This is a genomic window from Rheinheimera sp. WS51 (assembly GCF_050936095.1).
GTDB lineage: Bacteria > Pseudomonadota > Gammaproteobacteria > Enterobacterales > Alteromonadaceae > Alishewanella.
On record NZ_JBOTRC010000002.1, the window covers coordinates 251212 to 275009 of the forward strand.

The 23798-nt window shown below is 41.3% G+C and carries 22 protein-coding genes and 3 tRNA genes; 16 read left to right on the forward strand and 9 right to left on the reverse strand.

From position 1 onward, the window contains the following. Nucleotides 1–125 precede the first annotated feature (125 nt). Nucleotides 126–1805 carry a long-chain-fatty-acid--CoA ligase FadD gene (fadD, locus tag ACRCA4_RS04990; protein WP_433185034.1) on the forward strand — a complete coding sequence of 560 codons (1680 nt, stop codon included), beginning with the start codon at nt 126–128 and terminating at the stop codon, nt 1803–1805. A 27-nt stretch (nt 1806–1832) separates the two neighbouring features. After that, nucleotides 1833–2966 (forward strand): ribonuclease D, encoded by a 1134-nt coding sequence (rnd, locus tag ACRCA4_RS04995; RefSeq protein WP_433185036.1) that lies wholly within the window; start codon nt 1833–1835, stop codon nt 2964–2966. 80 nt (nt 2967–3046) lie between these two features. On the opposite strand, the gene minE is transcribed toward rnd, so the two are convergent. Genes minE through minC form a run of 3 tightly spaced genes read right to left on the reverse strand, consistent with a single transcriptional unit; the run spans nt 3047 to nt 4832 of the window. Continuing rightward, nucleotides 3047–3310 (reverse strand): cell division topological specificity factor MinE, encoded by a 264-nt coding sequence (gene minE, locus ACRCA4_RS05000; protein ID WP_433185039.1) that lies wholly within the window; start codon nt 3308–3310, stop codon nt 3047–3049. A gap of 3 nt (nt 3311–3313) precedes the next feature. Continuing rightward, nucleotides 3314–4123, reverse strand: a complete 810-nt coding sequence (gene minD / locus ACRCA4_RS05005) for a septum site-determining protein MinD (RefSeq protein WP_433185042.1) — start codon at nt 4121–4123, stop codon at nt 3314–3316. 10 nt (nt 4124–4133) lie between these two features. Next, complete coding sequence (gene minC / locus ACRCA4_RS05010) at nt 4134–4832, reverse strand: septum site-determining protein MinC (RefSeq protein WP_433185045.1); 699 nt, start codon at nt 4830–4832, stop codon at nt 4134–4136. Between the two features lie 165 nt (nt 4833–4997). Here minC and ACRCA4_RS05015 point away from each other — a divergent pair, with 165 nt between their 5' ends. The 10 genes from ACRCA4_RS05015 (at nt 4998) to ACRCA4_RS05060 (ending at nt 15646) form a co-directional block, all read left to right on the forward strand. Next, entirely contained in the window at nt 4998–5276 is a 279-nt protein-coding gene (locus ACRCA4_RS05015; RefSeq protein ID WP_433185048.1) for a YcgL domain-containing protein, read from the forward strand. A gap of 15 nt (nt 5277–5291) precedes the next feature. Further along, nucleotides 5292–6350, forward strand: coding sequence for a lytic murein transglycosylase (locus ACRCA4_RS05020; protein ID WP_433185051.1), 1059 nt, complete (start codon nt 5292–5294; stop codon nt 6348–6350). Continuing rightward, nucleotides 6350–7027, forward strand: a complete 678-nt coding sequence (locus ACRCA4_RS05025) for a fumarylacetoacetate hydrolase family protein (RefSeq protein ID WP_433185054.1) — start codon at nt 6350–6352, stop codon at nt 7025–7027. Before ACRCA4_RS05020 ends, ACRCA4_RS05025 begins: the two co-directional genes overlap by 1 nt. Before the next feature lie 2 nt (nt 7028–7029). Further along, nucleotides 7030–7524, forward strand: coding sequence for a YcgN family cysteine cluster protein (locus tag ACRCA4_RS05030; protein ID WP_433185057.1), 495 nt, complete (start codon nt 7030–7032; stop codon nt 7522–7524). 19 nt (nt 7525–7543) lie between these two features. Next, nucleotides 7544–8164: a mechanosensitive ion channel domain-containing protein gene (locus ACRCA4_RS05035; protein WP_433185060.1), complete on the forward strand. Its 621-nt coding sequence runs from the start codon at nt 7544–7546 to the stop codon at nt 8162–8164. 75 nt (nt 8165–8239) lie between these two features. Further along, on the forward strand, nt 8240–11725 hold the full coding sequence (gene smc / locus ACRCA4_RS05040) for a chromosome segregation protein SMC (RefSeq protein WP_433185063.1): 3486 nt from the start codon (nt 8240–8242) through the stop codon (nt 11723–11725). 14 nt (nt 11726–11739) lie between these two features. After that, entirely contained in the window at nt 11740–12708 is a 969-nt protein-coding gene (zipA, locus tag ACRCA4_RS05045; protein WP_433185066.1) for a cell division protein ZipA, read from the forward strand. A 92-nt stretch (nt 12709–12800) separates the two neighbouring features. Continuing rightward, nucleotides 12801–14831 (forward strand): NAD-dependent DNA ligase LigA, encoded by a 2031-nt coding sequence (gene ligA, locus ACRCA4_RS05050; protein ID WP_433185069.1) that lies wholly within the window; start codon nt 12801–12803, stop codon nt 14829–14831. Further along, the gene (locus ACRCA4_RS05055; protein ID WP_433185072.1) at nt 14832–15167 is read left to right on the forward strand and encodes a DUF3392 domain-containing protein; all 336 of its coding nucleotides are present in this window, start codon (nt 14832–14834) and stop codon (nt 15165–15167) included. It abuts the gene before it with no gap. Beyond that, the gene (locus tag ACRCA4_RS05060; RefSeq protein WP_433185075.1) at nt 15164–15646 is read left to right on the forward strand and encodes a DUF2919 family protein; all 483 of its coding nucleotides are present in this window, start codon (nt 15164–15166) and stop codon (nt 15644–15646) included. Before ACRCA4_RS05055 ends, ACRCA4_RS05060 begins: the two co-directional genes overlap by 4 nt. A gap of 27 nt (nt 15647–15673) precedes the next feature. Here ACRCA4_RS05060 and ACRCA4_RS05065 read toward each other — a convergent pair whose 3' ends face one another. Then, a complete protein-coding gene (locus tag ACRCA4_RS05065; protein WP_433185078.1) occupies nt 15674–16027 on the reverse strand; it encodes a hypothetical protein in 354 nt (117 codons plus the stop codon). 168 nt (nt 16028–16195) lie between these two features. Here ACRCA4_RS05065 and cls point away from each other — a divergent pair, with 168 nt between their 5' ends. After that, nucleotides 16196–17626 carry a cardiolipin synthase gene (gene cls / locus ACRCA4_RS05070; protein WP_433185081.1) on the forward strand — a complete coding sequence of 477 codons (1431 nt, stop codon included), beginning with the start codon at nt 16196–16198 and terminating at the stop codon, nt 17624–17626. A 135-nt stretch (nt 17627–17761) separates the two neighbouring features. Continuing rightward, nucleotides 17762–18391: a 7-cyano-7-deazaguanine/7-aminomethyl-7-deazaguanine transporter gene (locus tag ACRCA4_RS05075; RefSeq protein ID WP_433185084.1), complete on the forward strand. Its 630-nt coding sequence runs from the start codon at nt 17762–17764 to the stop codon at nt 18389–18391. 137 nt (nt 18392–18528) lie between these two features. Here ACRCA4_RS05075 and ACRCA4_RS05080 read toward each other — a convergent pair. From ACRCA4_RS05080 to ACRCA4_RS05090, 3 genes are all read right to left on the reverse strand, one after another. After that, a tRNA-Val gene (locus ACRCA4_RS05080) sits at nt 18529–18604 on the reverse strand. 123 nt (nt 18605–18727) lie between these two features. Further along, nucleotides 18728–18803 (reverse strand) — tRNA-Val (locus ACRCA4_RS05085). Between the two features lie 211 nt (nt 18804–19014). Next, nucleotides 19015–19090 (reverse strand) — tRNA-Val (locus ACRCA4_RS05090). A 227-nt stretch (nt 19091–19317) separates the two neighbouring features. Between ACRCA4_RS05090 and gltX the strand changes: the two genes are divergently transcribed. Together gltX and ACRCA4_RS05100 are read left to right on the forward strand one after the other, a co-directional pair. Continuing rightward, nucleotides 19318–20730: a glutamate--tRNA ligase gene (gltX, locus tag ACRCA4_RS05095; RefSeq protein WP_433185087.1), complete on the forward strand. Its 1413-nt coding sequence runs from the start codon at nt 19318–19320 to the stop codon at nt 20728–20730. Nucleotides 20731–20907: 177 nt separating this feature from the next. Next, the gene (locus ACRCA4_RS05100) at nt 20908–21705 is read left to right on the forward strand and encodes a DUF481 domain-containing protein (protein WP_433185090.1); all 798 of its coding nucleotides are present in this window, start codon (nt 20908–20910) and stop codon (nt 21703–21705) included. Between the two features lie 92 nt (nt 21706–21797). Here the strand turns inward: ACRCA4_RS05100 and serA are convergent, their stop codons facing one another. Continuing rightward, on the reverse strand, nt 21798–23024 hold the full coding sequence (serA, locus tag ACRCA4_RS05105; protein WP_433185093.1) for a phosphoglycerate dehydrogenase: 1227 nt from the start codon (nt 23022–23024) through the stop codon (nt 21798–21800). Between the two features lie 50 nt (nt 23025–23074). Then, nucleotides 23075–23731 carry a ribose-5-phosphate isomerase RpiA gene (rpiA, locus tag ACRCA4_RS05110; protein WP_433185096.1) on the reverse strand — a complete coding sequence of 219 codons (657 nt, stop codon included), beginning with the start codon at nt 23729–23731 and terminating at the stop codon, nt 23075–23077. Between the last annotated feature and the right edge of the window lie 67 nt (nt 23732–23798).

The window sequence follows — 23798 nt, forward strand, 5'->3', positions numbered from 1 at the left end:
TTATCGGCTAGAGTAAAAACTCGAATCATTAATAGTAGTATCAGCCAGAGCGATTTGTATTTTAAAAGTAATTGCATTAAATGCCGGCTTGATAAAAAAATAATAACCCTAGGAAGGAGAAGGCGGTGGATAGAGTTTGGTTAAAACGTTACCCGTCAGGTGTGCCAGAGCAAATAGATGCGGATCATTACCCATCGTTATTAGATATTTTTAGCCAAAGTATTGAGCTGTATTCAGATAAAGATGCGTTTATTAATATGGGCAAAGCCATTACTTATGCTGAGCTTGATCAAAAAAGTAATGCTTTTGCCGCTTATCTACAAAGTGTAGGCTTAAAAAAAGGCGATGCTGTCGCTATTATGATGCCTAACTTACTGCAATACCCCGTAGTGTTAATGGGCATTTTGCGCGCAGGTTGTGTCGTTGTTAATGTTAACCCGCTTTATACCCCTCGAGAACTAGAGCACCAACTAACCGACTCAAAAGCTAAAGCGATTATTATTGTTGAAAACTTTGCGCATACTTTGAGTGAAATACAAGATAACATTCAACTTGAGCATGTTATTTTAACCAAAATGGGTGACATGTTAGGTTGTGTAAAAGGTAGTATCGTTAACCTAGTAGTTAAGCACGTTAAAAAACTGGTTCCTAGCCATAATTTAAAAGCTGCTGTTCGCTTTAACGACACCCTAAAGCAAGGTGCTAACTTACCCTTAGCAAAGCCTAATTTATCGGGCAGTGACATTGCCTTTTTACAGTACACAGGCGGAACTACCGGTGTGTCTAAAGGCGCTATGTTAACGCATCGCAATATGGTGGGTAACTTAGAGCAAGTAACCGGCTGTTTAGATACCTTTTTTGTTAAAGGCAAAGAAAATGTGGTTACTGCTTTACCGCTCTATCATATCTTCGCTTTAACCGCCAACTTCTTTACCTTCTTTAAATACGGTGGCACTAACTTATTAATTACTAACCCACGCGATATGCCCGGCTTTGTTAAAGAATTAAAAGGCTTTAAATTTACGGCTATCACAGGGGTAAACACCTTATTTAATGGCTTATTAAATACCCCAGGCTTTGCTGATGTTGACTTTAGCACTCTTAAACTGTCTTTAGGTGGTGGTATGGCGGTACAGCGTCCTGTAGCTGAACGCTGGCAAAAAATAACAGGCACACGTTTACTTGAAGGTTATGGTTTAACCGAGTGTTGTCCATTAGTTACCGTAAGTCCGTATGATTTAGACGGCTTTAATGGCAGTATTGGCTTGCCTGCTCCCTCTACCGATATTCGTTTAGTTGATGATGAAGGTAATGATGTGCCTAAAGGTGAAGCGGGTGAGATGCTAGTTAGCGGACCGCAAGTGATGCTAGGTTACCTTAATAGACCTGAAGAAACGGCTAAAGTACTAAAAGATGGCTGGTTATATACCGGCGATGTTGCTCGTATGGACGATGAAGGCTTCTTTTATATTGTTGATCGCAAAAAAGATATGATTTTGGTATCAGGCTTTAATGTCTACCCAAATGAAATTGAAGAAGTGGCAGCAATGAATGAAAAAGTGCTAGAAGTTGCTGCCGTTGGCGTGCCACATGAAGTTTCAGGTGAAGTTGTTAAGCTGTTTGTGGTTAAAAAAGATCAATCATTAACAGAGCAAGAAATGATTGATCACTGTCGCGAGTATTTAACTGGCTATAAAGCACCGAAGCAGGTTGAGTTTAGAAAAGAGCTGCCAAAAACTAACGTAGGTAAAATTCTACGTCGAGAGTTACGTGATGAAGAGCTAAAAAAAGCAAAAACATCATAAAATAAGCGACGTAATATTAGGTTGTAAATGATCCCTTTAATCTTTGATAACGCAGCGCTGGCAAATTATTGCCAGCGTATTGCTGCTAGTACTTTACTTGCTGTTGATACAGAGTTTATTCGTCAAAGCACACTTTTGCCTAAATTAGGTTTAATTCAATTATTTGACGGTGAACATTTAGCCCTAGTCGATCCTTTGACTATTACTGATTGGCAGCCGCTAATAGACGTCTTTGCCAATGAAAATATGGTTAAGATGCTGCACTCATGTCACGAAGATATTGAAGCTTTTGCCACTATTGGCATCACTGACATTACGCCTTTATTTGACAGTCAGTTAGCGGCTCATTTACTGGGTTGGGGCAGCAGTGTAGGTTTTGCTAGCCTGGTTGAGCGTATAACTAATAAGGTGGTTGATAAAAGCGAAACGCGTACCGACTGGCTAGCGCGACCGTTAGCGGATAAGCAGCTTACTTATGCAGCTAATGATGTATTATTTTTATATCCTTTATATCAAACGTTAAAGCAAGAGCTTAACTCTGAGCAATCTGCCCTTTTATTGCAAGAAGGCCAGCAATTAATGCAGCGAAAACATCAAAAGCTGCCGTTTGAGTTTAAGTATTTAGAGATTAAAAATAGCTGGCTACTAACGTCACGTGAACTTGCCGTTTTACGGGAATTAGTTCGTTGGCGCGCTGAATATGCGCAGCAAAAAGACTTAGCTTTAGGCCTAGTGTTTAAAGATGCTCAACTGTTCGAACTTGCTAAGCGTCGTCCTAGCACGCTAGAAAGCTTAATGAATATACCTGATATGCCGCATAGAGAATTACGCCGTCATGGTAAAATGGTGATTGAGTTGATTGAGCGCGCTAAAGCATTGCCTGCTGACGCTTGCCCGCAACGGTTTCACCATCAAGAGCATTTTATTGGCTACAAGCAAGAGGTGGCTGCGGTTAGTGCGGCGGTTAAAAAAGCAGCCACAGAGCAGGGTATTTCAGCTGAGTTTCTGTCTGTAAAACGTCAGCTTAATGAATATATTAACTGGTGTTGGCGGGTGTCAGATCAGCAGCGCTCTACTTTACCTGTGCCTGAATACCTTAAAGGTTGGCGTAGGCAAGTATTGCTGCCTTATTTACCTGTACCTGAGCATATTGCAGTTTAAGCTCAAAGTGACAAATAAAGAAACAAAGCAAAATAAAAAACCTCGCAATGTGCGAGGTTTTTTTAATTAAAATTGAGGTTTTAATTGTTTTTTTCATCAGGGAAAGTAACGTTTAGCTCTAATACGGATAGTTCATTATCGCGTTGCTCTAAAGAAACAGCAATTTGCTCTGGTGAAATATCAACATATTTACGAATAACCTCTAAAATATCGCGCTCAAGCTGCGGTAAATAGTCTGGGCTATTTCGTTTTCTACGCTCGTGGGCAACAATAATTTGTAGTCGCTCTTTTGCTGTACTGGCTGTACGCTTTTTTGATGAACGAAAGTAATCCAGTAATGACATTAATTAGCCTCCAAAAATCCGTTTAAACAAGCCTTTTTTCTCAACATTGATAAAGCGAAAAGGCACGTCTTCACCTAGCAGGCGATTAACCGTATCTAAATAAGCTTGGCCAGCATCGCTTTCTGTATCCAAAATAACGGGTTGGCCAGAGTTAGAAGCATTCAGTACAGCTTGAGACTCAGGTATAACACCTAGTAGTTTAATAGACAGTATATCGGTTACATCTTCAACGCCAAGCATTTCACCTTTCTCAACTCGCTCAGGGTTATAGCGGGTTAATAGCAAATGCTCTTTTATAGAGTCTTGGTTGTTTTCAGCTCGACGAGATTTACTAGAAAGCATACCTAAAATGCGATCTGAGTCACGCACAGATGATACCTCAGGGTTAGTGACAACAATAGCTTCATCAGCAAAATATAACGCCATCATAGCACCAGCCTCAATACCCGCCGGAGAGTCACAAATAATAAAGTCGAAATCTTTGCCTAATTCATCTAAAACACGCTCAACACCCTCTTTTGTTAATGCGTCTTTATCGCGGGTTTGTGATGCGGGTAAAATAAACAAATTATCGCAGCGTTTATCTTTAATCAGTGTTTGCTTTAAATTTGAGTCGCCATTAATTACGTTAACAAAGTCGTAAACAACGCGACGCTCGCAGCCCATAATTAAATCTAAATTACGTAAACCAATGTCAAAATCAACAATGACGGTTTTTTTGCCCTTAAGTGCTAAGCCTGTTCCAATAGCTGCACTAGAGGTTGTTTTGCCAACACCGCCTTTACCTGACGTTACGACTATGATTTTTGCCATAGTTTATTCCTTATCCTAATTCTGCTAATACTAGTTGGTCGTCTTGTAATTTAATACAAGATGCCTTGCCCCAAAACTCGCCTTGCAAACTGTCACTTAACCAATAATTACCTGCTATAGAAATAAGCTCAGCCTGTAAGTTGTAACAAAAAATTCGTTTACTACTATCACCAGAAGCGCCGGCGATAGCTTTACCACGTAAAGTACCATAGATATGAATATTGCCATCAGCTATTACTTCAGCACCAGCACCTACCGTACCTTTAATAATAAGATCGGTGCCTTTAGCGTAAATTTGTTGCCCAGAGCGAACTGTCTGTTCAATTATTTTACTATCCAAAGCGATAGGGGTGATCTCTGACTCTTTTGCCGGTTCAGCCGGTGCTTTTACAGTGGTTTTAGCATCTTTTCCTAATTGTAATGAGGCTAAACCAGCTTGTTGTGCAGCTTGTTTTAACTCTGGATTCGCCCCGCACACACCAACTAATACTAAGTTTAATTCTGTAAAAAGTTGTTTAATGGCATCAAAATCAGGTAACTGCTGACAGTCAGTCAGATTAAGAATAATAGGAGCTTGATAAAAAAAAGCAGGTGCTTGAGCCAGCTTTTGGCTTAACTGTTGTTGTAAAAAAGTAACTGAAAGCTCTTTACACGAGAGTACTGTTAAAGGGAACAAGCTCCCTTTTAATTCCAACAATTGATCTGACATAACTTTTCTTAGCGCACTTTTTATTTAAAAGTATTATTTAAAGGTTTTATTCGCTAAAACCTTAACAATTATTTGTTTTGCCACCGCGTTGCGGCTACGCAATAATGAGGCTTCATGTTATAGTTTAGGCCTTCGTTAAGCAAGGTTCGAACGTGGTTTTATTCTATGTTATGTACGGTATATAAAAGTCCTAGAAAAGAGCAAACTTATCTTTATGTAGAACGGCGTGATGACTTCTCTGCTGTACCAGAAGCTTTATTAAAAAGCTTTGGTACGCCGCAGTTAGTAACGGTGATTAACTTGGCTTCGCGTCAGCATTTAGCCTTGGCAGATTTAGCAAAAGTTAAACAGCAATTAAAAGACCAAGGTTTTTATTTACAAGTACCGCCACCGGTTGAAAACTTACTTGCTGAACATAAAGCCCAGCAGTTAAAACAGAATTAGTTAATAAGGATGGATATGTTTAAAACATTATCAGGAACAGCTACCACTATAGTTAAAACTGTAATTAAAGTTGCCAGCATAACTGCTTTTTTAACCTTACCCGCTTTAGCCGATGAAACAAAAGCCAGTTTTAGTGATTATACGGCAACGTTAAAAGCTGAAGCTCTAGAGAAAGGCTATGATACAGAATTACTTGACCAAGTTTTTAGCTCTCTGACCTTTCATGAACGGGTAGTTTCTGCAGATAAAAGCCAGCCTGAATTTGTAGAAACACTCGACACCTATTTACCGAAGCGAGTAAGCGAAGTACGAATTTCAATGGCGCGTGAGCGTTATAATAAATATTTGCCTGAATTAACAAAGATTGGTAAGAAATACGGTGTTCATCCTCGTTTTATCGTGGCGTTGTGGGGATTAGAAAGTAGCTTTGGCCGCTTAATGGGCAACTATTCAGTGCCATCGGCATTAGCGACTTTGGCTTATGAAGGGCGTCGAGAGACTTTTTTTAAAAAAGAATTTTTTCATGCTTTAGATATTTTAGCCGCAGGCCATATTAGTTTTGCCGACATGAAAGGTTCATGGGCCGGTGCTATGGGACAAAGTCAGTTTATGCCTAGTTCATTTATGGCTTATGCCCAAGATGGTGATGGTGACGGTAAAATGGACATTTGGACTAACCAATTAGATGTGTTTGCCTCTATTGCGAATTATTTAAAGCAACAAGGTTGGGATGATGACAAAACCTGGGGCCGCGAAGTAGTATTACCTGCGGATTTTGATGCTAGCCATGCTATTGCTAGAGGCAGCTTAAAACGCAGTGAATGGTTAGGCCGCTGGCAGCAGTCTGAGCGCAGTTTAGCGCAATGGCAAGCCTTAGGTGTTAGACGATTAAATGGTGCAGATCTACCACAGCGTGATATTAGCGCAGCATTAATATTTCCAGATGGTGAAACAGGCCGTGCTTATTTAGCCTATGACAATTATAAAGTGCTAATGCACTGGAATAAGTCGTATTATTTTGTCACTAGTGTTGGTTATTTAGCTGACTTAATTGTTGCTAAGGTTGAAAACTAATGACAACGGCGGCTGTGTATTATCAGCATGTTGAACATGGGGGTAAAGTTATAGACTTGCCAGTAGGCAAGGTGGTCTGTATTGGCCAGAACTATCAAGATCATATTGCTGAAATGAACAGCCTAACTGCCCCAGAAGCGCCGTTTTTTATAAAGCCAAATACCGCATTATGTGCAATGGCGTCGGCTATTGAGATCCCTAAAAATCAAGGGGCCGTGCATAATGAGCTTGAGATTGCAGTTTTGATTAAGCAACCATTAAAGCAGGCTAACCCAAGCCAGGTTGGCGCTGCCATTTGGGGTTATAGTTTAGCCTTAGACTTAACCCTGCGCGAACAACAAGCGCGGTTAAAACAACTAGGTAGGCCGTGGGAAATTGCTAAAGGTTTCGATAATGCCTGCCCCGTTGCAAGCTTTATTGCTAGCGATAAAATAGCCGATCCGCAGCAGCTTAAATTCTCATTACAGGTTAACGGTATTGCTAGGCAAGCCGGAGATGCCCGCCATATGATCCGTGATATAAACGCATTAATTAGCGAAATGTCGCATCATTTTACCTTGCTGCCAGGGGATATCGTGTTAACTGGCACGCCAGCAGGGGTAGGGCCGTTACAGGCAGCTGATCAACTCCAAGTTCAATTAGCTGATTATTTCACATTACAAACACAGGTAAGTTAAAGATGGCCTTAGCCGAGAAGTATTGGGAACATAAATCGTTGGCAGAAATGAACCGCGAGGAATGGGAAGCCTTATGTGATGGTTGCGGTAAATGTTGTCTTAATAAGTTTATTGAAGATGACGAAGATACGGGCCCAACAGATGTACTGCACCCAGAAGAACAAGTTCATTATACTAATATAGCCTGTCGCTACTTAAACAGCCATGCTTGCGAATGCACCGAGTATGCGCAGCGTACACAATTAGTGCCAGACTGCATTGAGTTAACAAAAGATAATTTGCAAGATATTTTCTTTATGCCAACTAGCTGTGCTTATCGTCGTTTACATGAAGGCAGAGGGTTGCCACATTGGCATCCTTTACTTAATAACGGTAAAAAAAGCTTAATGCATAAAAAACAAATGTCAGTGCGCAATAAAAGTATTAGTGAGTTACAAGTCAATATGGATGACTTTGAAGACTATATAGTACGTTGGCCACTAAACGATTTAGATTAGTCTTACAGCTGAGGTATCCGTGTCTTTTATTGAGTCGTTACAGCAATTTATACAGCAATTTAGTCCGACAACGGTTCAGTTTTTATTTACGCTGTTGTCTATTGGCCTTTATTTTGTGTTTAGCCGTCGCTTATTGCCCGTGTTATATCAGCTGATAGCTCATAGTCGGCTAAAAGATGATATGAATAAACGGGCTGTAGTTGTAATGCATATCTTATTAATGCTAGTGCTTATTGTTGTGCTAAGTATTATTTGGGGCCTTGATATCCGAGGGTTATTGGTACTGGCTTCCTCTGTTATTGCTATTGCAGGTGTTGCTCTATTTGCAAGTTGGTCATTACTTAGCAATATAACGGCTTTCTTTATTTTATTAGGCCATAAAGCCTACTCGCAAGGGGCTGAAATACGTGTTGTCGATGGTGCCAATTATCTTGATGGTCGCATTGTTGAAATTAATTTATTTAGTACCGTATTAAAAACAGTCGAGAATGAATTAGTCGTTTATCCCAACAATTTAATTGTTTCGCGGCCAGTTATTGTGCTGCCGACTAAAAGTCGTAAAATATCTACACAGCATAAAGTGGTAGAAAAAGCGCAGAAATGGCGGCGTAAAGTATTGATAAACCAAAAAAGTGATTAGTTTTACTTATGGTAGTACATTTCGCTATCTGCTACATTCAGCTCTAATGGCAAAATAATAATAAATATAGCTTAAATGCGCTTAAAACATATCAAGCTTTCAGGCTTTAAGTCATTTGTAGACTTAACCACAATCCCTTTTATGCAGCAAATGACCGCTGTAGTTGGGCCCAATGGCTGCGGCAAATCAAATGTTATTGATGCCGTGCGCTGGGTGCTGGGTGAAAGTTCAGCTAAAAACTTACGTGGTGATGCCATGACTGACGTCATATTTAACGGCTCATCGCATCGTAAGCCTGTTTCTCAAGCTTCAGTAGAATTATTATTTGAAAACACCCAAGGCCATATTAGCGGTAATTTAGCTGATCGCAGTGAAATAGCGGTTAAGCGTTTGGTTACTCGGGATGCCCAGTCGACTTACTTTTTAAATGGCACTAAATGCCGTCGTCGCGATATCACCGATATCTTTTTAGGAACAGGGCTTGGTCCGCGCAGCTATGCCATTATTGAACAGGGCATGATCTCGCGTTTAATTGAATCTAAACCCCAAGAACTACGAGTTTTTATTGAAGAAGCCGCAGGCATATCTAAATATAAAGAACGCCGCCGTGATACCGAAAATAGAATTAAACGCACTAGAGAAAACCTAGAGCGCTTAAATGATGTTCGCGAAGAGCTAGGTAAAAATATTGATAAGCTTAAGCGTCAAGCCGCTTCTGCGCAGCGCTATAAAGAGTTAAAAGCGCAAGAGCGTAAGCTAAAAGCGGAGTTAACTAGCATTAAATGGTTAAATTATCATAACCAATTACAGCTACTTGAACAGCAACTGGCTCAGAAAACAACAGAGCTAGAAAAGTATCATGCCGATCAAACGGGTGAGCAACGCCAGCTTGAGGCGTTAAAACAACAAGCTCAAGACGCCAGACAAAAGTTTGATCAGTTACAAGCGAATTTTTATCAGTTAGGTAGTGTTATAACTCGCTTGGAGCAGCAAATACTGCATCATCGACAACAACAGCAGCAGCTTAATCAACAGCTAGCTCAAGCTAAACAAAGCTTAGAGCAAAGTGATAGCTTTATTGCCAGTGAACAGCAGCAATACCAGCAAGTATCAGAGCAGCTTGAACACGATAAGCCAGAAATAGCAATGCTCGATGAGCAACTTGAATTACTCGCACAGCAGCTAGCAGAGTTAGAGCTACAGCAAACCGATGCCCAGCAGGCTTATCAGCAATGGCAACAACAGCAGTTCCAGCTACAAAAGCAGCAACAACAGCTAAGCTTGCAGTTAGAAAACGCGCTGGTGCAGCAACAGCAATTAGAGAACCAGCTACAGCAAATACAACAAGAATTAGCGCAGTTAGCGATAAAACCTCTATCCCAGCAGTGCCAGCAACATCAACAACACATTTCAGTTTTTCAGCAACAATATCAGCAACAACAATTAGCCACAGCAGACACACAGCAACAACATGCACAGCAAGCGCAAAGTTTAGAACAAGCTAAGCAGCAGCTCCAGCGTGAATCAACCGTGCTACATAGCTTAGAGCTAGAGCAGCAACGCTTAACTCAGCGTCAAAAACAGCAACAAGCCCAGCAACAACAATTATTGCAACAATTAAAGGTAAAACCAGGCTGGGCCTTAGCCGTAACGATGGCGCTTGGCAAGTTACAGCATGCCAAGATTGTCGCTAAGTCAGAGCTAGAGGCTAGCCTAGAAAAGAACACAGCGCTTAGCCAAGCCAGTTTTGTTTGGGCCCATTCTGGTCATCGTGGCCAATCTGACAACGGCGATAAGTTCGCTAATCTTGGTGTTAGCAATGCAGCTTGTTTAAGTAGTGTTATTTTAAGTGGTGTCTACCCAAGTAACTTTGATCAGATTTTATTAGCTGAAAATGCAGCACAAGCGTATAAGCTTCAGCCATCGTTAAGCATAGGTCAGTCTATTATAACGGCCGACGGTGTTTGGCTTGGTGCAAACTGGGGGCTTTATGCTGCTGAAGAGCAAGATGGCTACTTACAACTAGTCGAGCGTTTAGCACAGTTGAGCCAACTAATAGCTGCGGCTGAAGATAAAGTAACTCAGCACAATACCCTAGTGGCTGCACAACAGCAGCAGCTAGAAAAGTTAACGGGTGAATTACAGCAGCATCAGCAGCAATTAAGTGGCATAGAACAACAAATACAGCAAGAAAATACGCAATTACTATTAGCTAAGCAAACTTTACAGCAAGCTGAAAAGCTGCAGGCTAAGTTGCAGCAAGACAGTGAAAACCACTCGTTAAGCCAAGCGGTGTTGGCGGAAAAAATAGCAAGCCTGCAAGCAGAATTAGAGCAGTGCGAGCAGCAACTGCGTTTACATGAGCAACAGCAGCAACAGCTCATAGCGCAACAGCAAACAGAACAACAACAGTTTGTGCAGCATAAAGCGCATTACGAACAAAAACGTCATCAGCTGCAACAGTTTGTTATGCAATATAAAATGAGCCAACAGCAGCAAAAAACCTTGGCTTTGAGCATTGAGCGGGCAAAGCAGCAACAGACGCAATTGCATGAGCAAGTTGCAGAGCTTACACTTAAATTACAACAAGATGATGAACCAGAGTTATTACTGCAAGAGCAGCTGCAGCACAGTCTAGTTGAATTAGAACAGGCTGAGCTAAGTATGCAGCAACAGCAAAATAATCTTTCTGAACTTGAACAGCGTATTCGCCAATTAGAACAAGGTCAGTATGGTACTGAGCAGTTATTAACTGAAAAGCGCGCAGCAATAGAAACTATTCGCCTAGAGGCTGAAGGTTATAGAGTTCGAGCGAATAATATGTTAGAACAATTAACGCAACAGCAGGCTAGTATAAAGCAAATTTTACCAGAGTTAGCTGCTGATGCAGATGAAAAACAATGGCAGCGTCAACTAGACTTAACTACTGAGTCTATTCAACGTTTAGGTGCGATAAACTTAGCCGCCATTGAAGAGTATGAACAACAAGCCGAGCGTAAGCATTATCTCGATGTGCAAAACGAAGACTTGCATGCCGCTATGGCAACGTTAGAAACGGCTATTCGCAAAATCGATAAAGAAACTAGGCAAAAATTCAAACATACCTTTGAACAAGTTAATGAGGGTTTAAAAAGTCTGTTTCCTAAGGTGTTTGGCGGTGGTAGCGCCTACTTGGCATTAACAGAAGATGATTTATTGGAGACAGGAGTCAGCATAATGGCTCGGCCTCCGGGCAAAAAAAACAGTACAATACACTTATTATCGGGTGGTGAAAAAGCGCTAACCGCTTTATCATTAGTGTTTTCTATTTTTCGGCTTAATCCCGCGCCGTTTTGTATGTTAGATGAGGTTGATGCCCCATTAGATGATGCTAACGTTGGTCGGTTTTGTAATTTAGTCCGAGAGATGTCAGAAACAGTACAATTTATTTATATTAGCCACAATAAAATTGCTATGGAAATGGCGACACAATTAATGGGCGTGACCATGCAGGAGCCTGGTGTGTCACGAATAGTAGCTGTGGATGTGGACGATGCTGTAAAAATGACAGCAGCTTCTTAATTAAAGGTAACCTTATGGCTAACGAATTACGTTTAGTATTTTTTATTATTGGCGCTTTAGTCTTAATAGCTTTGCTAGTGCATGGCGTGTGGACTGTGCGTAAAAACAATGGTCAACCCAAGCACCGTTATTATGATGAAACCGCTCAGCCAGATGAGCCAGTAACGTCGAAAGCTGAGGGTTTTGACGAACTAGGCATTGGTGAAGTTCGCGTAGTTAAGCAAGGTTCGGCAAGAAATACTGATAGAGCGACTAATCGGTCTAACTTTACTAAGACTGCAGCGTCTGAACCTAATAAATCAGCCCCTAATGTTACTGCTTCTGTAGCAAAGCCTGCAGCCGCTCCAGTAGCAACACGAGCAGAGCAGCAAGGTGAATTGGCTTTTGATGAAAAGGCTGAGCCTGAGTTGAATTTTAACGCTTTAATGGATGACGACCTTGATACGGCAGGTATTGATACGCCAAAAATTGAGGCAGAACAAGTTAATACAGTAGCCAAGCGAGCTGAAAGCTCAGTAAGTAGTAACCAAGAGACTACCTCTACTGCAGCTGAACCCAGTGAAGTGTTAATTTTATACGTTTTGTTGCCGGAAAATAAAGAAATTAAAGGTGATGACTTATTAAGCGCCTTGTTAACGTTGGGCTTTAAATACGGTGATATGGATATTTTTCACCGCCATACCGACAGTTCGGGCTCGGGTGAAGTGCTTTTTAGCTTAGCCAATATGTTTAACCCAGGCACCTTTGATTTAGATAATATGAAACAGTTACAAACCCGTGGTCTTAGCTTGTTTATGACCCTACCAGGCCCAGGGGATGCGCTGCAAAACTTTAACTTAATGCATAATGCGGCTAAAAAGTTGGCGAGTGAATTTTCTGGCCAGGTATTAGACGGCCAGCGAAGTGTGTTAACGGTGCAAACTGTTCGCCACTATGTTGATAAAATTCGCGAGTTCCAGCGTCAGAAGCTAATTCACGGTTAATAAAACAGTAATCATAATAGTAACGGCAGGCTTTTTCCCTGCCGTTTTTGTTAGGCTGGTATCAGCTAGTTTTTTTAAGAGTATCTTCCTACATGACTCAATCTCTTGTGCAACAACTTCAGCAGTTACGTCAAACTTTAGAGCAATATAGCTACCAGTATTATGTGTTAGATCAGCCAACTGTGCCTGATTCAGAATACGACAGGTTATTTAGTCAGTTACAAAAAATTGAAGCTGAGCATCCTGAGCTGATAACGGCTACGTCACCTACGCAGCGAGTAGGCGATAAGCCACTGGCTAAGTTCAGCCAAGTGCAGCATCAATTGCCTATGTTGTCGTTAGATAACGCTTTTGATGATGAATCATTTTTCGCCTTTACTAAGCGCATTGCCGACAGCCTAGACACTAACCGCGATTTTAGTTTTTGTACCGAGCCCAAGCTTGATGGTTTAGCCGTTAGCATTCGCTATGAAAAGGGAGAATTAGTGCAAGCTGCAACTCGGGGCGATGGTAATACTGGGGAAAATATTACCAGTAATGTTAAAACCATCAGAGCCATTCCATTGCGCTTACAAGGTGATGTGCCAGAAGTATTAGAAGTGCGAGGCGAAGTCTTTATGCCCTTAGCGGGTTTTCATGCTATGAATGAAGTTGCTAAGCAGGGCGGACAAAAAATCTTTGCCAATCCTCGTAATGCAGCTGCGGGTAGCTTACGCCAGCTAGACGCTAAAATAACCGCACAGCGGCCTTTAATGTTTTATGCGTATGGCATAGGTCAGGTTGTCGATAGCAATAAGTATTTAGGCACGCAAAGCCATTATCAACAGCTAATGCAATTAAAGCAGTGGGGTTTGCCGGTATGCCCAGAAGTGCGTCAAGTTACAGGTAGCCAAGCAGCGTTAGACTATTACCAGCATATTTTACAACAGCGCGATAATTTGGCTTATGAAATTGATGGTGTGGTTATAAAGGTTGATGCCTTAGCCCAACAACAGGCTTTAGGTTTTGTTGTTCGTGCACCGCGTTGGGCTATTGCCTTTAAGTTTCCAGCTCAAGAAATGCTAACGAAATTATTAGCCGTAGAGTTTCAGGTTGGCAGAACAGGGGCTATTACTCCTGTTGCGCGTTTAGAGCCGGTTAATGTTGGCGGCGTGACTGTGAGCAATGCCACCTTACATAACCAAGATGAAATAGCGCGACTTGGCATTAAAGTTGGCGATCAGGTGATAGTACGCCGAGCGGGTGATGTGATCCCACAAATTGTCTCAGTGGTCTTAGCACAGCGTCCAGATGACGCGACGGATATTGTATTTCCAAGCCAATGCCCAGTGTGTAACTCCCATATAGAGCGAATTGAAGGTGAAGCTGCTGCGCGCTGTAGTGGTGGTTTATTTTGCGCTGCGCAATTAAAGGAATCCATCAAACACTTTGTCTCGCGTAAGGCAATGGATATAGATGGCTTTGGCGATAAGCTAGCGGAACAATTAGTTGAGCAAGAGCTTATTAAAACACCTGCAGATATTTATACGTTAGATATGCCAAGTCTGCTTGGCTTAGAGCGTATGGCTGAAAAGTCAGCCATGAATTTATTACACGCTATAGCGAATTCGAAGCAGACGACGCTAGCTAGATTTATTTATGCCCTAGGTATTCGCGATGTAGGTGAAGCCACAGCCATGAATTTAGCAAACCATTTCACAACCTTAGCCGCTATTATGCAAGCGACAACAGAGCAGTTACAGCAAGTACCTGATGTCGGCACTGTTGTCGCCGAGCGGGTGCATAGCTTCTTTGCTGAAGGCCACAATCAAAACGTGATTGAGCAATTATGCCAAGCCGATATTCACTGGCCAGATATTGCTAAAGTAGAGCAAACCGAGCAGCCTCTTGCTGGGCAAACTTTAGTATTAACCGGTACCTTAACCAGTATGGGCCGTGATGAAGCTAAAACAAAATTACAGCGCTTAGGCGCTAAAGTGTCTGGCTCTGTTTCGGCTAAAACCCATGCAGTTATTGCGGGTGATAATGCTGGCTCTAAGTTAGTTAAAGCCAATGAGCTGAATGTAGATGTTTGGACAGAGCAGAAAATGCTCGAGCTGTTTAATCAGTATGGGGTAAATTAATTGGCCGATTTATTGTGGTCTTTATTAAACGAATGGGGCGCTTTATTTCGCCCTTACGTTAGAGACACCGCTTTGGCAATGGTAGCAACCTGCTTAGTTGTGTTTGGCGACGATATCAATCGTATGGTCAGGCGGCAAATAAGTCATTTGCACTTTGTCTGGCGAACCAGCATTTTTATTTTGCTATGTGCTTTTGGCTATGGTGCCTTAACCATTTTGTTAACTCCGGTGTTGGCTAAGCAGCTAGCTAAGTTAAGCAATATTTGGTTACCTTGGGTTTGCTTAGCTATTTTTATTATTTTAGGCAGTTTTGCCCAGCGTAAGCGGCAACTATGAAACAGTATCCTGTATTTCCAGTGTTAGATGATCATGGCCTACATAAAGTGCCAATGCGCTTATATTGGTTATTGCTTATCTTATTGCGCCCCTATATTAGTTGGGTGCTCGTTTTAACCTTACCGCAAGAGCAGCGAGACTTATTAGCCGTTGTTTACCCCTTGCAAAGCGACTTTATTATCGCTTGTATTGTCGCCTGTCCGTTGTTGTTGATTATCGCGGCAATTAGCCAGCGTAAGCCAAAAGGCCAAGCATTTTGGTTTAAAATATGGCGACATAGCCGGCTTATCCTATTAAGTGTCGCTATTATTGATTTTGTTTTAACCATTAAACATTTACCCGAACAGGTAATGCTAGATGCGCCTTGGCGTATTATTGTGCCCTTGGCTATTTTTATTGGTATTGTTTGGTTATTACGTTCGCGCACCTTAGGTATGGTGTTTGCCGAGTGGCCCGATGCTCCTACAAAAAAAAACTGATGCTAACAAGTCAGCAGATATATAAGTTTAGTCATTGGATGACGAGGGCTCTAAATGAAACTTGTGCAGTAGTCGATGTAATATAGGGGCAATAATAATCGTTGTTGTCGCTATGTAGATATAGTTTGATAAAATGCCATAAAAGCTAGCAAAAAGCTGACAAGCCGTTGTTTCTGGCATAATAGACAAACCTAGGCCACTGGTTAATGTTATAGACGCAATTAATGCCGAGCTAAAGTGCATACCATCGAAGTAAATATGGCCAGCTACGCCAATGACTAATGTGATCAATACCAGTAAAAAGGCCACTAAAACATGGCAAAGCATCCGCTTACGAAACGCATGGCGCGAAACTAAAGGTTTACTTTTATTCTCATACATGGCTATTCTCAACTGGGCTTAATACAATTTAAATGCTAACAAGCTAAATATTGTTCAGTAAACCCGTTATCTGGGTTACCTAGTTTTGAATTTACAGCTTTGTGTTATTAAATCAATAAGATTAGGTGTTTTAACTAGTCTTTCTGCTTATAACGGATTAAACCATCCATGATTATTATTGTTGTCTGCCATTTCCTGTTAGTGCTTACCTTTACCGCTCGGATCCTATTACGCGACGATTTATCACCCCCAGCCAGGTTAGCTTGGTTTATTGTTTTAAATGCGCTGCCTTACTTTGGTGTTATTACCTATTTTTTATTTGGCGAAATTGATATTGGTAAGCGGGCAATAAAGCGCCATGATAAAATTTTTGCTGAAATTAAAAGCAAAGCGAGCCGCTTTATGGGAGATAAAGCCAAAGTAGATGACTTAATTAACCCTATTTATCGAGCAAGCTTTCATTATGCCGGCTCAATAAATGGTTTTTATACTGTTGCCGGCAATAAAGCCGAATTAATGGCCGATGGTGATGAAACCTTAGCACGCATGGTGCAAGACATTGATGCTGCTGTCGATCATGTGCATGTTCTTTATTATATTTGGCTTGACGATTATACCGGTAGTAGCCTTGCTAAGGCGTTAATAAGAGCAGCTAAACGCGGTGTAACTTGCCGAGCAATGGCCGACGGCTTAGGCTCGCGTGCTTTTATTAAATCAAAGCGTTGGCAAAGTATGCAACAAGCTGGGGTTAAACTCGCCGTTGCATTACCATTTAACAACCTAGTACGCACTATGTTGCTTAGTCGATTAGACTTAAGAAACCATCGTAAAATTACCGTTATTGACTCAAAAATTACTTATTGTGGTAGCCGCAACTCAGCCGATCCAGAGTTTTTACCTAAAGCAAAATACGGCCCCTGGGTGGATATTATGCTGCGCTTTCAGGGCCCAGTCGTGGCACAAAATCAGTTGCTATTTGCCAGTGACTGGATGCAAGCAACAGGCGAAAGCTTAGATAATTTTACGCTGGATTCTGAGCAGTTAGCTACCGGCTTTGCCGCACAAGTGATGGGAGTTGGGCCTACAGAGCGCCGAGGAGCGGCACCGCAATTATTTGCCAACTTAATTGCCAGTGCCCAAACAGAATTAATCATCACTACCCCTTACTTTGTTCCAGATACGACACTGCTTGAGTCGTTATCGGCAGCAGCCTATCGTGGTGTTGCAGTGACTTTAATATTTCCTAAAGTTAACGACAGCTGGATTGTATCAGCAGCGAGTCGCAGTTATTACCAGCAACTACTAGAAGCAGGCTGTATTATTAAAGAGTTTAAAGGCGGCTTATTACATTCTAAAACAATGACCATTGATGGCTGTGTTAGCTTAATAGGCTCATCGAATATCGACTTGCGCAGTTTTGATTTAAATTATGAAAATAATATTTTATTGCAAGACCAAGCCATTACTCAGGCTATCCGTGAGCGCCAGCAAGAATATATTGCTAGTGCCAAAATGGTTGAGCAGGAAACAGTATTAAAATGGCCATTTTATCGACGAATTTGGAAAAATGTTATCGCCACAATAGGGCCTGTACTATAAATTCTCTATTTAAGTGTATTGCTGTTTAGTTAAGTCAGGAAAACACTAGCCTAGCTTAATAATATCAGTATAATCTGCGCCTCGTAATGCTAGCAATAGCAATGGTTCCCTCGCCCCATTCAAAAAGGTTATACAATGAAAGCTGTAATTGCGCTTATTGCGTTCCACATTTTAATCATCATCTCTAGTAATTATCTTGTACAATTTCCTATAACGCTGTTTGGCTATCAAACTACTTGGGGAGCTTTTAGCTTTCCATTTATATTTCTAGCCTCAGATCTTACTGTGCGCTTATTAGGCAAACAGTCTGCTCAACGAGTTATTGGTTATGTAATGATACCCGCCTTATTAGCGTCTTATATTATTTCCACCTTGTTTCACCAAGGCGACTTTCATGGCTGGGCTGCACTTTTAGCCTTTAATAGCTTTGTATTTCGGATCTCAATAGCAAGCTTTGCCGCTTATGTTGTTGGCCAGTTAATTGATGTTCATATATTCGCCCACCTTAGAAAACATCGTCTTTGGTGGATAGCCCCGAGTACCTCAACCATATTTGGCAATCTAGTTGATACCTTTGTCTTTTTCTCTATCGCGTTCTGGCATAGCAGTAATACGTTTATGGCTGAAAATTGGCCAGAAATAGCCGCTGTCGATTATGTGATAAAGCTACTAATCAGCTTGATTATCTTTGTGCCCTTATACGGTGTATTACTCAATATTTTAATCAGTAAATTACAACCGCAAGCACGGGGGAAGGCTGGTTAGTTTTTAGTGCTGAATGCTTAATGTGAGTTTTGAATGTTGAGTGTTGAATGTTGAGTGTTGAATGCTGAGTGTTAACCAGAGGCAACCGTGTCTTAGTAAAAAGTAGGGCGGTGTTTTGCTATGATTATTAAAATAAATGGTGGATTGTACTGGGTTCGAACCAGTGACCCCCGCCTTGTAAGGGCGGTGCTCTCCCAGCTGAGCTAACAATCCATGGGAAGTGCTACTTTTGCAATTGTGTTAAATAGTAAATGGTGGATTGTACTGAGTTTAACCAGTGGCAACCGTTTTGTCATGAGGAGCGGGCGGTGCTCTCTCTTGATATAACCAAAAACTTGGTGGATTGTACTGGGTTCGAACCAGTGACCCCCGCCTTGTAAGGGCGGTGCTCTCCCAGCTGAGCTAACAATCCATGGGAGCTTACTATATCACATCAATTTTAATCTTGCTTACCAAATATGGTGGATTGTACTGGGTTTAATCAGCGACAACCGTTTTGTCATAAGGAGCGGGCGGTGCTCTCTTATCACATAACCAAATATGGTGGATTGTACTGGGTTTAATCAGCGACAACCGTTTTGTCATAAGGAGCGGGCGGTGCTCTCTTATCACATAACCAAATATGGTGGATTGTACTGGGTTCGAACCAGTGACCCCCGCCTTGTAAGGGCGGTGCTCTCCCAGCTGAGCTAACAATCCACGCTGTTTGATGGCGCTCATTATAGGGAGCAGAGAAAAGCTGTCAACATTATTTTTATAAATATGTGCTGCTTGCTGCAAAAGTAAGCATTCTGGTTAATGTTCAGCTGGTTTAAAGTCTAAAAAGTGCCAAGTTAAAAAGTACTGCAATCAATACAGTATAGCGGGTGCATCAAATCTTTGTCGTTGGTACAATAGCGCCAATTTCATAGCGCATTGGATATATTATGTCTTTAGTAACTCGTTTCGCTCCTAGCCCTACTGGCTATTTGCATGTTGGCGGTGCTCGTACGGCACTTTTTAGCTGGCTTTATGCTCGTAAAAATCAAGGAAAGTTTGTATTACGAATTGAAGATACTGATTTAGAGCGTTCTACTCAGGCTTCGGTTGATGCTATTTTAGAAGGCATGAGCTGGTTAGGCCTAGATCACGATGCTGGCCCTTATTATCAAACCCAACGTTTTGACTTATACAAAGAAGTAGTGGCACAGCTATTAGCGTCAGGCCATGCCTATAAGTGTTTTTGTACCGTTGAAGAAGTTGATGCGATGCGTGAAGCGCAAACTGCAGCGGGTGAAAAGCCACGTTATAACGGCATGTGGCGCGATAGAACTGATCATCCAACTGATAAACCTTATGTTATACGATTTAAAAACCCGCAACAGGGCGTTGTGGTTATCGATGATATGATTAAAGGTAAAATTGAAATAGCCAATGCCGAGCTAGACGATTTAATTATCGCCCGTAGTGATGGCACACCCACCTATAACTTAACCGTAGTGGTTGATGATTGGAAGATGGGGATTACCCATGTAATTCGTGGCGATGATCATGTTAATAATACGCCAAGACAAATGAATATTTTAGCGGCATTAGGTGCTGAAATACCTAAATATGCGCATGTCCCTATGATTTTAGGTGATGACGGCAAACGTTTATCTAAGCGTCATGGCGCTGTAGGTGTGATGCAATACCGCGATTATGGCTTTTTACCGGAAGCTCTTTTAAACTACTTAGTTCGCTTAGGCTGGTCACACGGCGATCAAGAGATCTTCAGCAAAGAAGAGCTTATTGAAATGTTTGATTTAAGTGACTGTAACAGAGCACCTTCAGCTTTTAATACTGAAAAGCTAATTTGGTTAAATCAACATTATATGAAAACCATGCCTGCAGAGCAGGTTGTAGAGCATTTGCAATGGCATATTGCTCAACAGCAACTAGATACGAGCAAGGGGCCTGCATTAACTGATCTTGTTGCAGCCCAAGCCGAGCGGGTGAAAACGTTAAAAGAAATGGTTGAAGTAAGTCGTTATTTTTATGAAGACTTTGAGCAGTTTGATGCTGATGCAGCGAAAAAACATTTGCGTCCCGTTGCATTAGAGCCATTACAAGCGGTTGCAGCAAAACTGGCTGAATTAACCGATTGGAATCAAGAAGCGCTGCATCAAGCTATTAATGCAACCGCTGAAGCCTTAGGCGTGGGCATGGGTAAAATTGGTATGCCGTTACGCGTCGCGGTAACTGGCGGTGGTAACTCGCCTGCACTTGATCTAACCTTAAGCTTAATAGGTAAAGACCGCTGCTTAGCACGTTTGCAAAATGCCATCGCTTTTGTTGAACAACGTATAGCAGAAGCGTAATTTTAGTAAAGGATTGCTAAAGTCACGCTAGCTGTTTACTGTAATTAAGCGGTAAAGCGTTAAGATGTTCAGCTCAATTAACTTGGGTTGAACATCAAAAGTGCTAGAATAGAACAAGTTTAATCCGCTTTTTTTAAGTTTAACTCCGTAAACTAACAGGATGTTTTTGACCCTATAATGTCTTTTCTAAAGTCTGCGCTCAGTTTACTCATCAGTTTTAGTTTTTTAAGTGCTCAGGCTGCAGAAACTGACATCTTGCCTGATGGTGAAGGGCCGTTACAGCCTTTTGAATTTTTTGGCACTGTTACAGGTGATATTGAGCTGGGCTATTTATACACTACAGGTAACACGGACTCCTTCGCTATTAGGCTTAATAGCGAACTGGTTCATGATTTAGAATACTTTAGAAATCGATATCAGCTGCAAGGCCTTATTCAAAAGAATAATATTTTAGATCAAGATACAGGCGATAAAGAACGTAAAACAACCGCGAATCGTTATGGTATTACAGGGCAGAGTAACTATAAGTTAGTTACAGGGCGACAAACTATATTTGGTCGTGGTGCCTATGTTCACGATAAGTTTGGTGCTTACACTGAACAAGCGTCTATTGTAGTTGGTTACGGTAATCGATTATACGAAAAACAAACAAGTTATTTTGATCTAGAAACGGGGCCTGGTTTTGGCCACCAGTTGTCATCAAAAGGTGTACAAAACACGGGTGCTATTTGGTATTTATCTGCCAATTTAGATTATGCCTTAAACGAAAACAGTAAGTTTAGGCAAACGCTAGAAAGCACTATGTCTTTAAGAGGACAAAACTCGGTATTTTTAAGTCGAAGTAGTATTACCACTAAACTAATAGATAAACTTTCCATGCGTTTTAATTACACGGTTAAGTATAACTCTAGACCAGAGCAAAATTTAGAAGGTTTAGAAACAGAAACTTCCGCATCCTTTGTTTATACCTTTTAAATGACTGAACTAGAATTAATAAATAAAAAAGCGGCTTACTATAAGCCGCTTTTTTATTTGTAAAGCTAGTTGGCTACTGTAAAGCCTGCCGGTTAATGTAAAACCCGAGCCTTTAATGTGCCAGGAATATTACGCAGTTCACTTAAGGCTAATTCAACATCAGTAGAGTCGATATCAATAACGACATAGCCAATTTCGGCGTTAGTCTGTAAATATTGACCAGCAATATTAATATTATGATTAGCAAAAGCTTCATTGATCTTAGTTAGTACACCCGGTTGGTTTTTATGAATATGCAGCAAACGTGACCGACCTTGATGCTCGGGTAGTGATACTTCCGGAAAGTTAACCGCAGATAAGGTTGAGCCATTATCACTGTATTTTATTAATTTACCCGCTACTTCTAAGCCTATGTTTTCTTGTGCTTCTTGGGTAGAACCACCAATGTGAGGTGTTAAAATAACATTATCAAATTGGCGTAATGGAGACACGAATTCTTCATCGTTACCTTTTGGCTCAACTGGGAACACATCGACAGCAGCCCCTGCTATTTTTTTGTTGCTAAGCGCATCGGCTAAGGCATCAATATCAACAACAGTGCCACGTGAAGCATTAATAAGTACACTGCCTGGTTTCATTAAACCCAACTCAGCGGTGCCAATCATATTTTTTGTTTGAGCTGTTTCTGGCACATGCAAGGTAACTACATCAGAAGTTTTTAATAGCTCGCTTAAACTTACTTGATGGGCATTACCCAAAACCAGCTTGGCTTCAATATCGTAGAACTGCACGCGCATACCAATGTTTTCGGCCATAATGCTTAATTGAGTACCAATATGGCCATAGCCAATAATACCTAAGGTTTTGCCACGGGCTTCAAATGAGCCGTTAGCTGTTTTTAGCCACTCGCCACGGTGGGCCGCAGCATTACGTTGTGGAATACCCCGTAGCAACATAATAATTTGACCAAGCACTAATTCGGCGACTGAGCGAGTGTTTGAAAAAGGGGCATTAAAAACTGGGATAGCTCGCAACAGAGCCGATTGTAAATCAACCTGATTAGTACCAATACAAAAACAACCGATGGCAATCAGTTTATTAGCGGCTTCTAACACCTTATCGGTTAGCTGGGTACGCGAACGTATGCCAATAAAATGAACATCTTTAATCCGCTCAATTAACTCGTCTTCTGGCAATGAGGTTTTTAGATATTCAATATTGCTATAGCCTAAACTTTTAAAGCTTTGCACTGCACTTTGATGAAGCCCTTCAAGAAGTAAAATCTTTATTTTATCTTTGGCCAGTGAGAATTTTTTCATTTTGCTCTCTTATGTCGCGTTTAAAATTAGAATTTTTATAGCGTTAGCGCCTAATTAATAATGACGGTACCTGTAGCTGAACCCACTAGTACAGTGTCGGCGGCTCTATGGGCAAAAATACCGTTGCATACAACACCAACAATATTATTAATGCTGCTTTCTAATGCTTTTGGATCGGTAATTTTTAAATTGTGCACATCTAAAATAAGGTTGCCGTTGTCAGTGATCACATTCTCACGTAAGCGAGCGTCACCGCCTAATTCATTTAACTGACGTTGGACATAAGCCATAGCCATGGGGATAACTTCTACTGGAAGCGGGAACTTGCCTAAAGTGTCTACTTGTTTACTACTATCAACAATACAGATAAAGCGCTCAGCAACAGCAGCAACAATTTTCTCGCGAGTTAGGGCTGCACCACCGCCTTTAATCATATGCTTTAGTGGGTTTATTTCATCGGCGCCGTCTACATAAACACTAAAGCTGTCGATGTCGTTTAGCTCTAATACTGGAATACCTAGTGCTTTTAACTTTTCGGTTGACTGTACAGAGCTAGAAACTGCACCTTTAATATGTTGTTTAATGCTCGCTAGCGCATCAATAAAATGATTGACGGTAGAGCCTGTACCTACACCTACAACCGTATTATGCGGAATAAACTCTAATGCTGCCCAAGCAGCTTGTTTTTTCATTTCATCTTGCGTCATTGTTTCACCCACTTAACTTTACCTATTTAACTGCACCCACTTAGCTTTGCTCGCGTCATTTAACCCA

Excerpts from the sequence above, each read along its gene's own strand:
- rnd (WP_433185036.1), top strand. The coding sequence starts at position 1,833 with ATGATCCCTTTAATCTTTGATAACGCAGCGCTGGCAAATTATTGCCAG.
- minE (WP_433185039.1), bottom strand. The coding sequence starts at position 3,310 with ATGTCATTACTGGATTACTTTCGTTCATCAAAAAAGCGTACAGCCAGT.
- minD (WP_433185042.1), bottom strand. The coding sequence starts at position 4,123 with ATGGCAAAAATCATAGTCGTAACGTCAGGTAAAGGCGGTGTTGGCAAA.
- minC (WP_433185045.1), bottom strand. The coding sequence starts at position 4,832 with ATGTCAGATCAATTGTTGGAATTAAAAGGGAGCTTGTTCCCTTTAACA.
- ACRCA4_RS05015 (WP_433185048.1), top strand. The coding sequence starts at position 4,998 with ATGTTATGTACGGTATATAAAAGTCCTAGAAAAGAGCAAACTTATCTT.
- ACRCA4_RS05020 (WP_433185051.1), top strand. The coding sequence starts at position 5,292 with ATGTTTAAAACATTATCAGGAACAGCTACCACTATAGTTAAAACTGTA.
- ACRCA4_RS05025 (WP_433185054.1), top strand. The coding sequence starts at position 6,350 with ATGACAACGGCGGCTGTGTATTATCAGCATGTTGAACATGGGGGTAAA.
- ACRCA4_RS05030 (WP_433185057.1), top strand. The coding sequence starts at position 7,030 with ATGGCCTTAGCCGAGAAGTATTGGGAACATAAATCGTTGGCAGAAATG.
- smc (WP_433185063.1), top strand. The coding sequence starts at position 8,240 with ATGCGCTTAAAACATATCAAGCTTTCAGGCTTTAAGTCATTTGTAGAC.
- zipA (WP_433185066.1), top strand. The coding sequence starts at position 11,740 with ATGGCTAACGAATTACGTTTAGTATTTTTTATTATTGGCGCTTTAGTC.
- ligA (WP_433185069.1), top strand. The coding sequence starts at position 12,801 with ATGACTCAATCTCTTGTGCAACAACTTCAGCAGTTACGTCAAACTTTA.
- ACRCA4_RS05060 (WP_433185075.1), top strand. The coding sequence starts at position 15,164 with ATGAAACAGTATCCTGTATTTCCAGTGTTAGATGATCATGGCCTACAT.
- ACRCA4_RS05065 (WP_433185078.1), bottom strand. The coding sequence starts at position 16,027 with ATGTATGAGAATAAAAGTAAACCTTTAGTTTCGCGCCATGCGTTTCGT.
- cls (WP_433185081.1), top strand. The coding sequence starts at position 16,196 with ATGATTATTATTGTTGTCTGCCATTTCCTGTTAGTGCTTACCTTTACC.
- ACRCA4_RS05075 (WP_433185084.1), top strand. The coding sequence starts at position 17,762 with ATGAAAGCTGTAATTGCGCTTATTGCGTTCCACATTTTAATCATCATC.
- gltX (WP_433185087.1), top strand. The coding sequence starts at position 19,318 with ATGTCTTTAGTAACTCGTTTCGCTCCTAGCCCTACTGGCTATTTGCAT.
- ACRCA4_RS05100 (WP_433185090.1), top strand. The coding sequence starts at position 20,908 with ATGTCTTTTCTAAAGTCTGCGCTCAGTTTACTCATCAGTTTTAGTTTT.
- serA (WP_433185093.1), bottom strand. The coding sequence starts at position 23,024 with ATGAAAAAATTCTCACTGGCCAAAGATAAAATAAAGATTTTACTTCTT.
- rpiA (WP_433185096.1), bottom strand. The coding sequence starts at position 23,731 with ATGACGCAAGATGAAATGAAAAAACAAGCTGCTTGGGCAGCATTAGAG.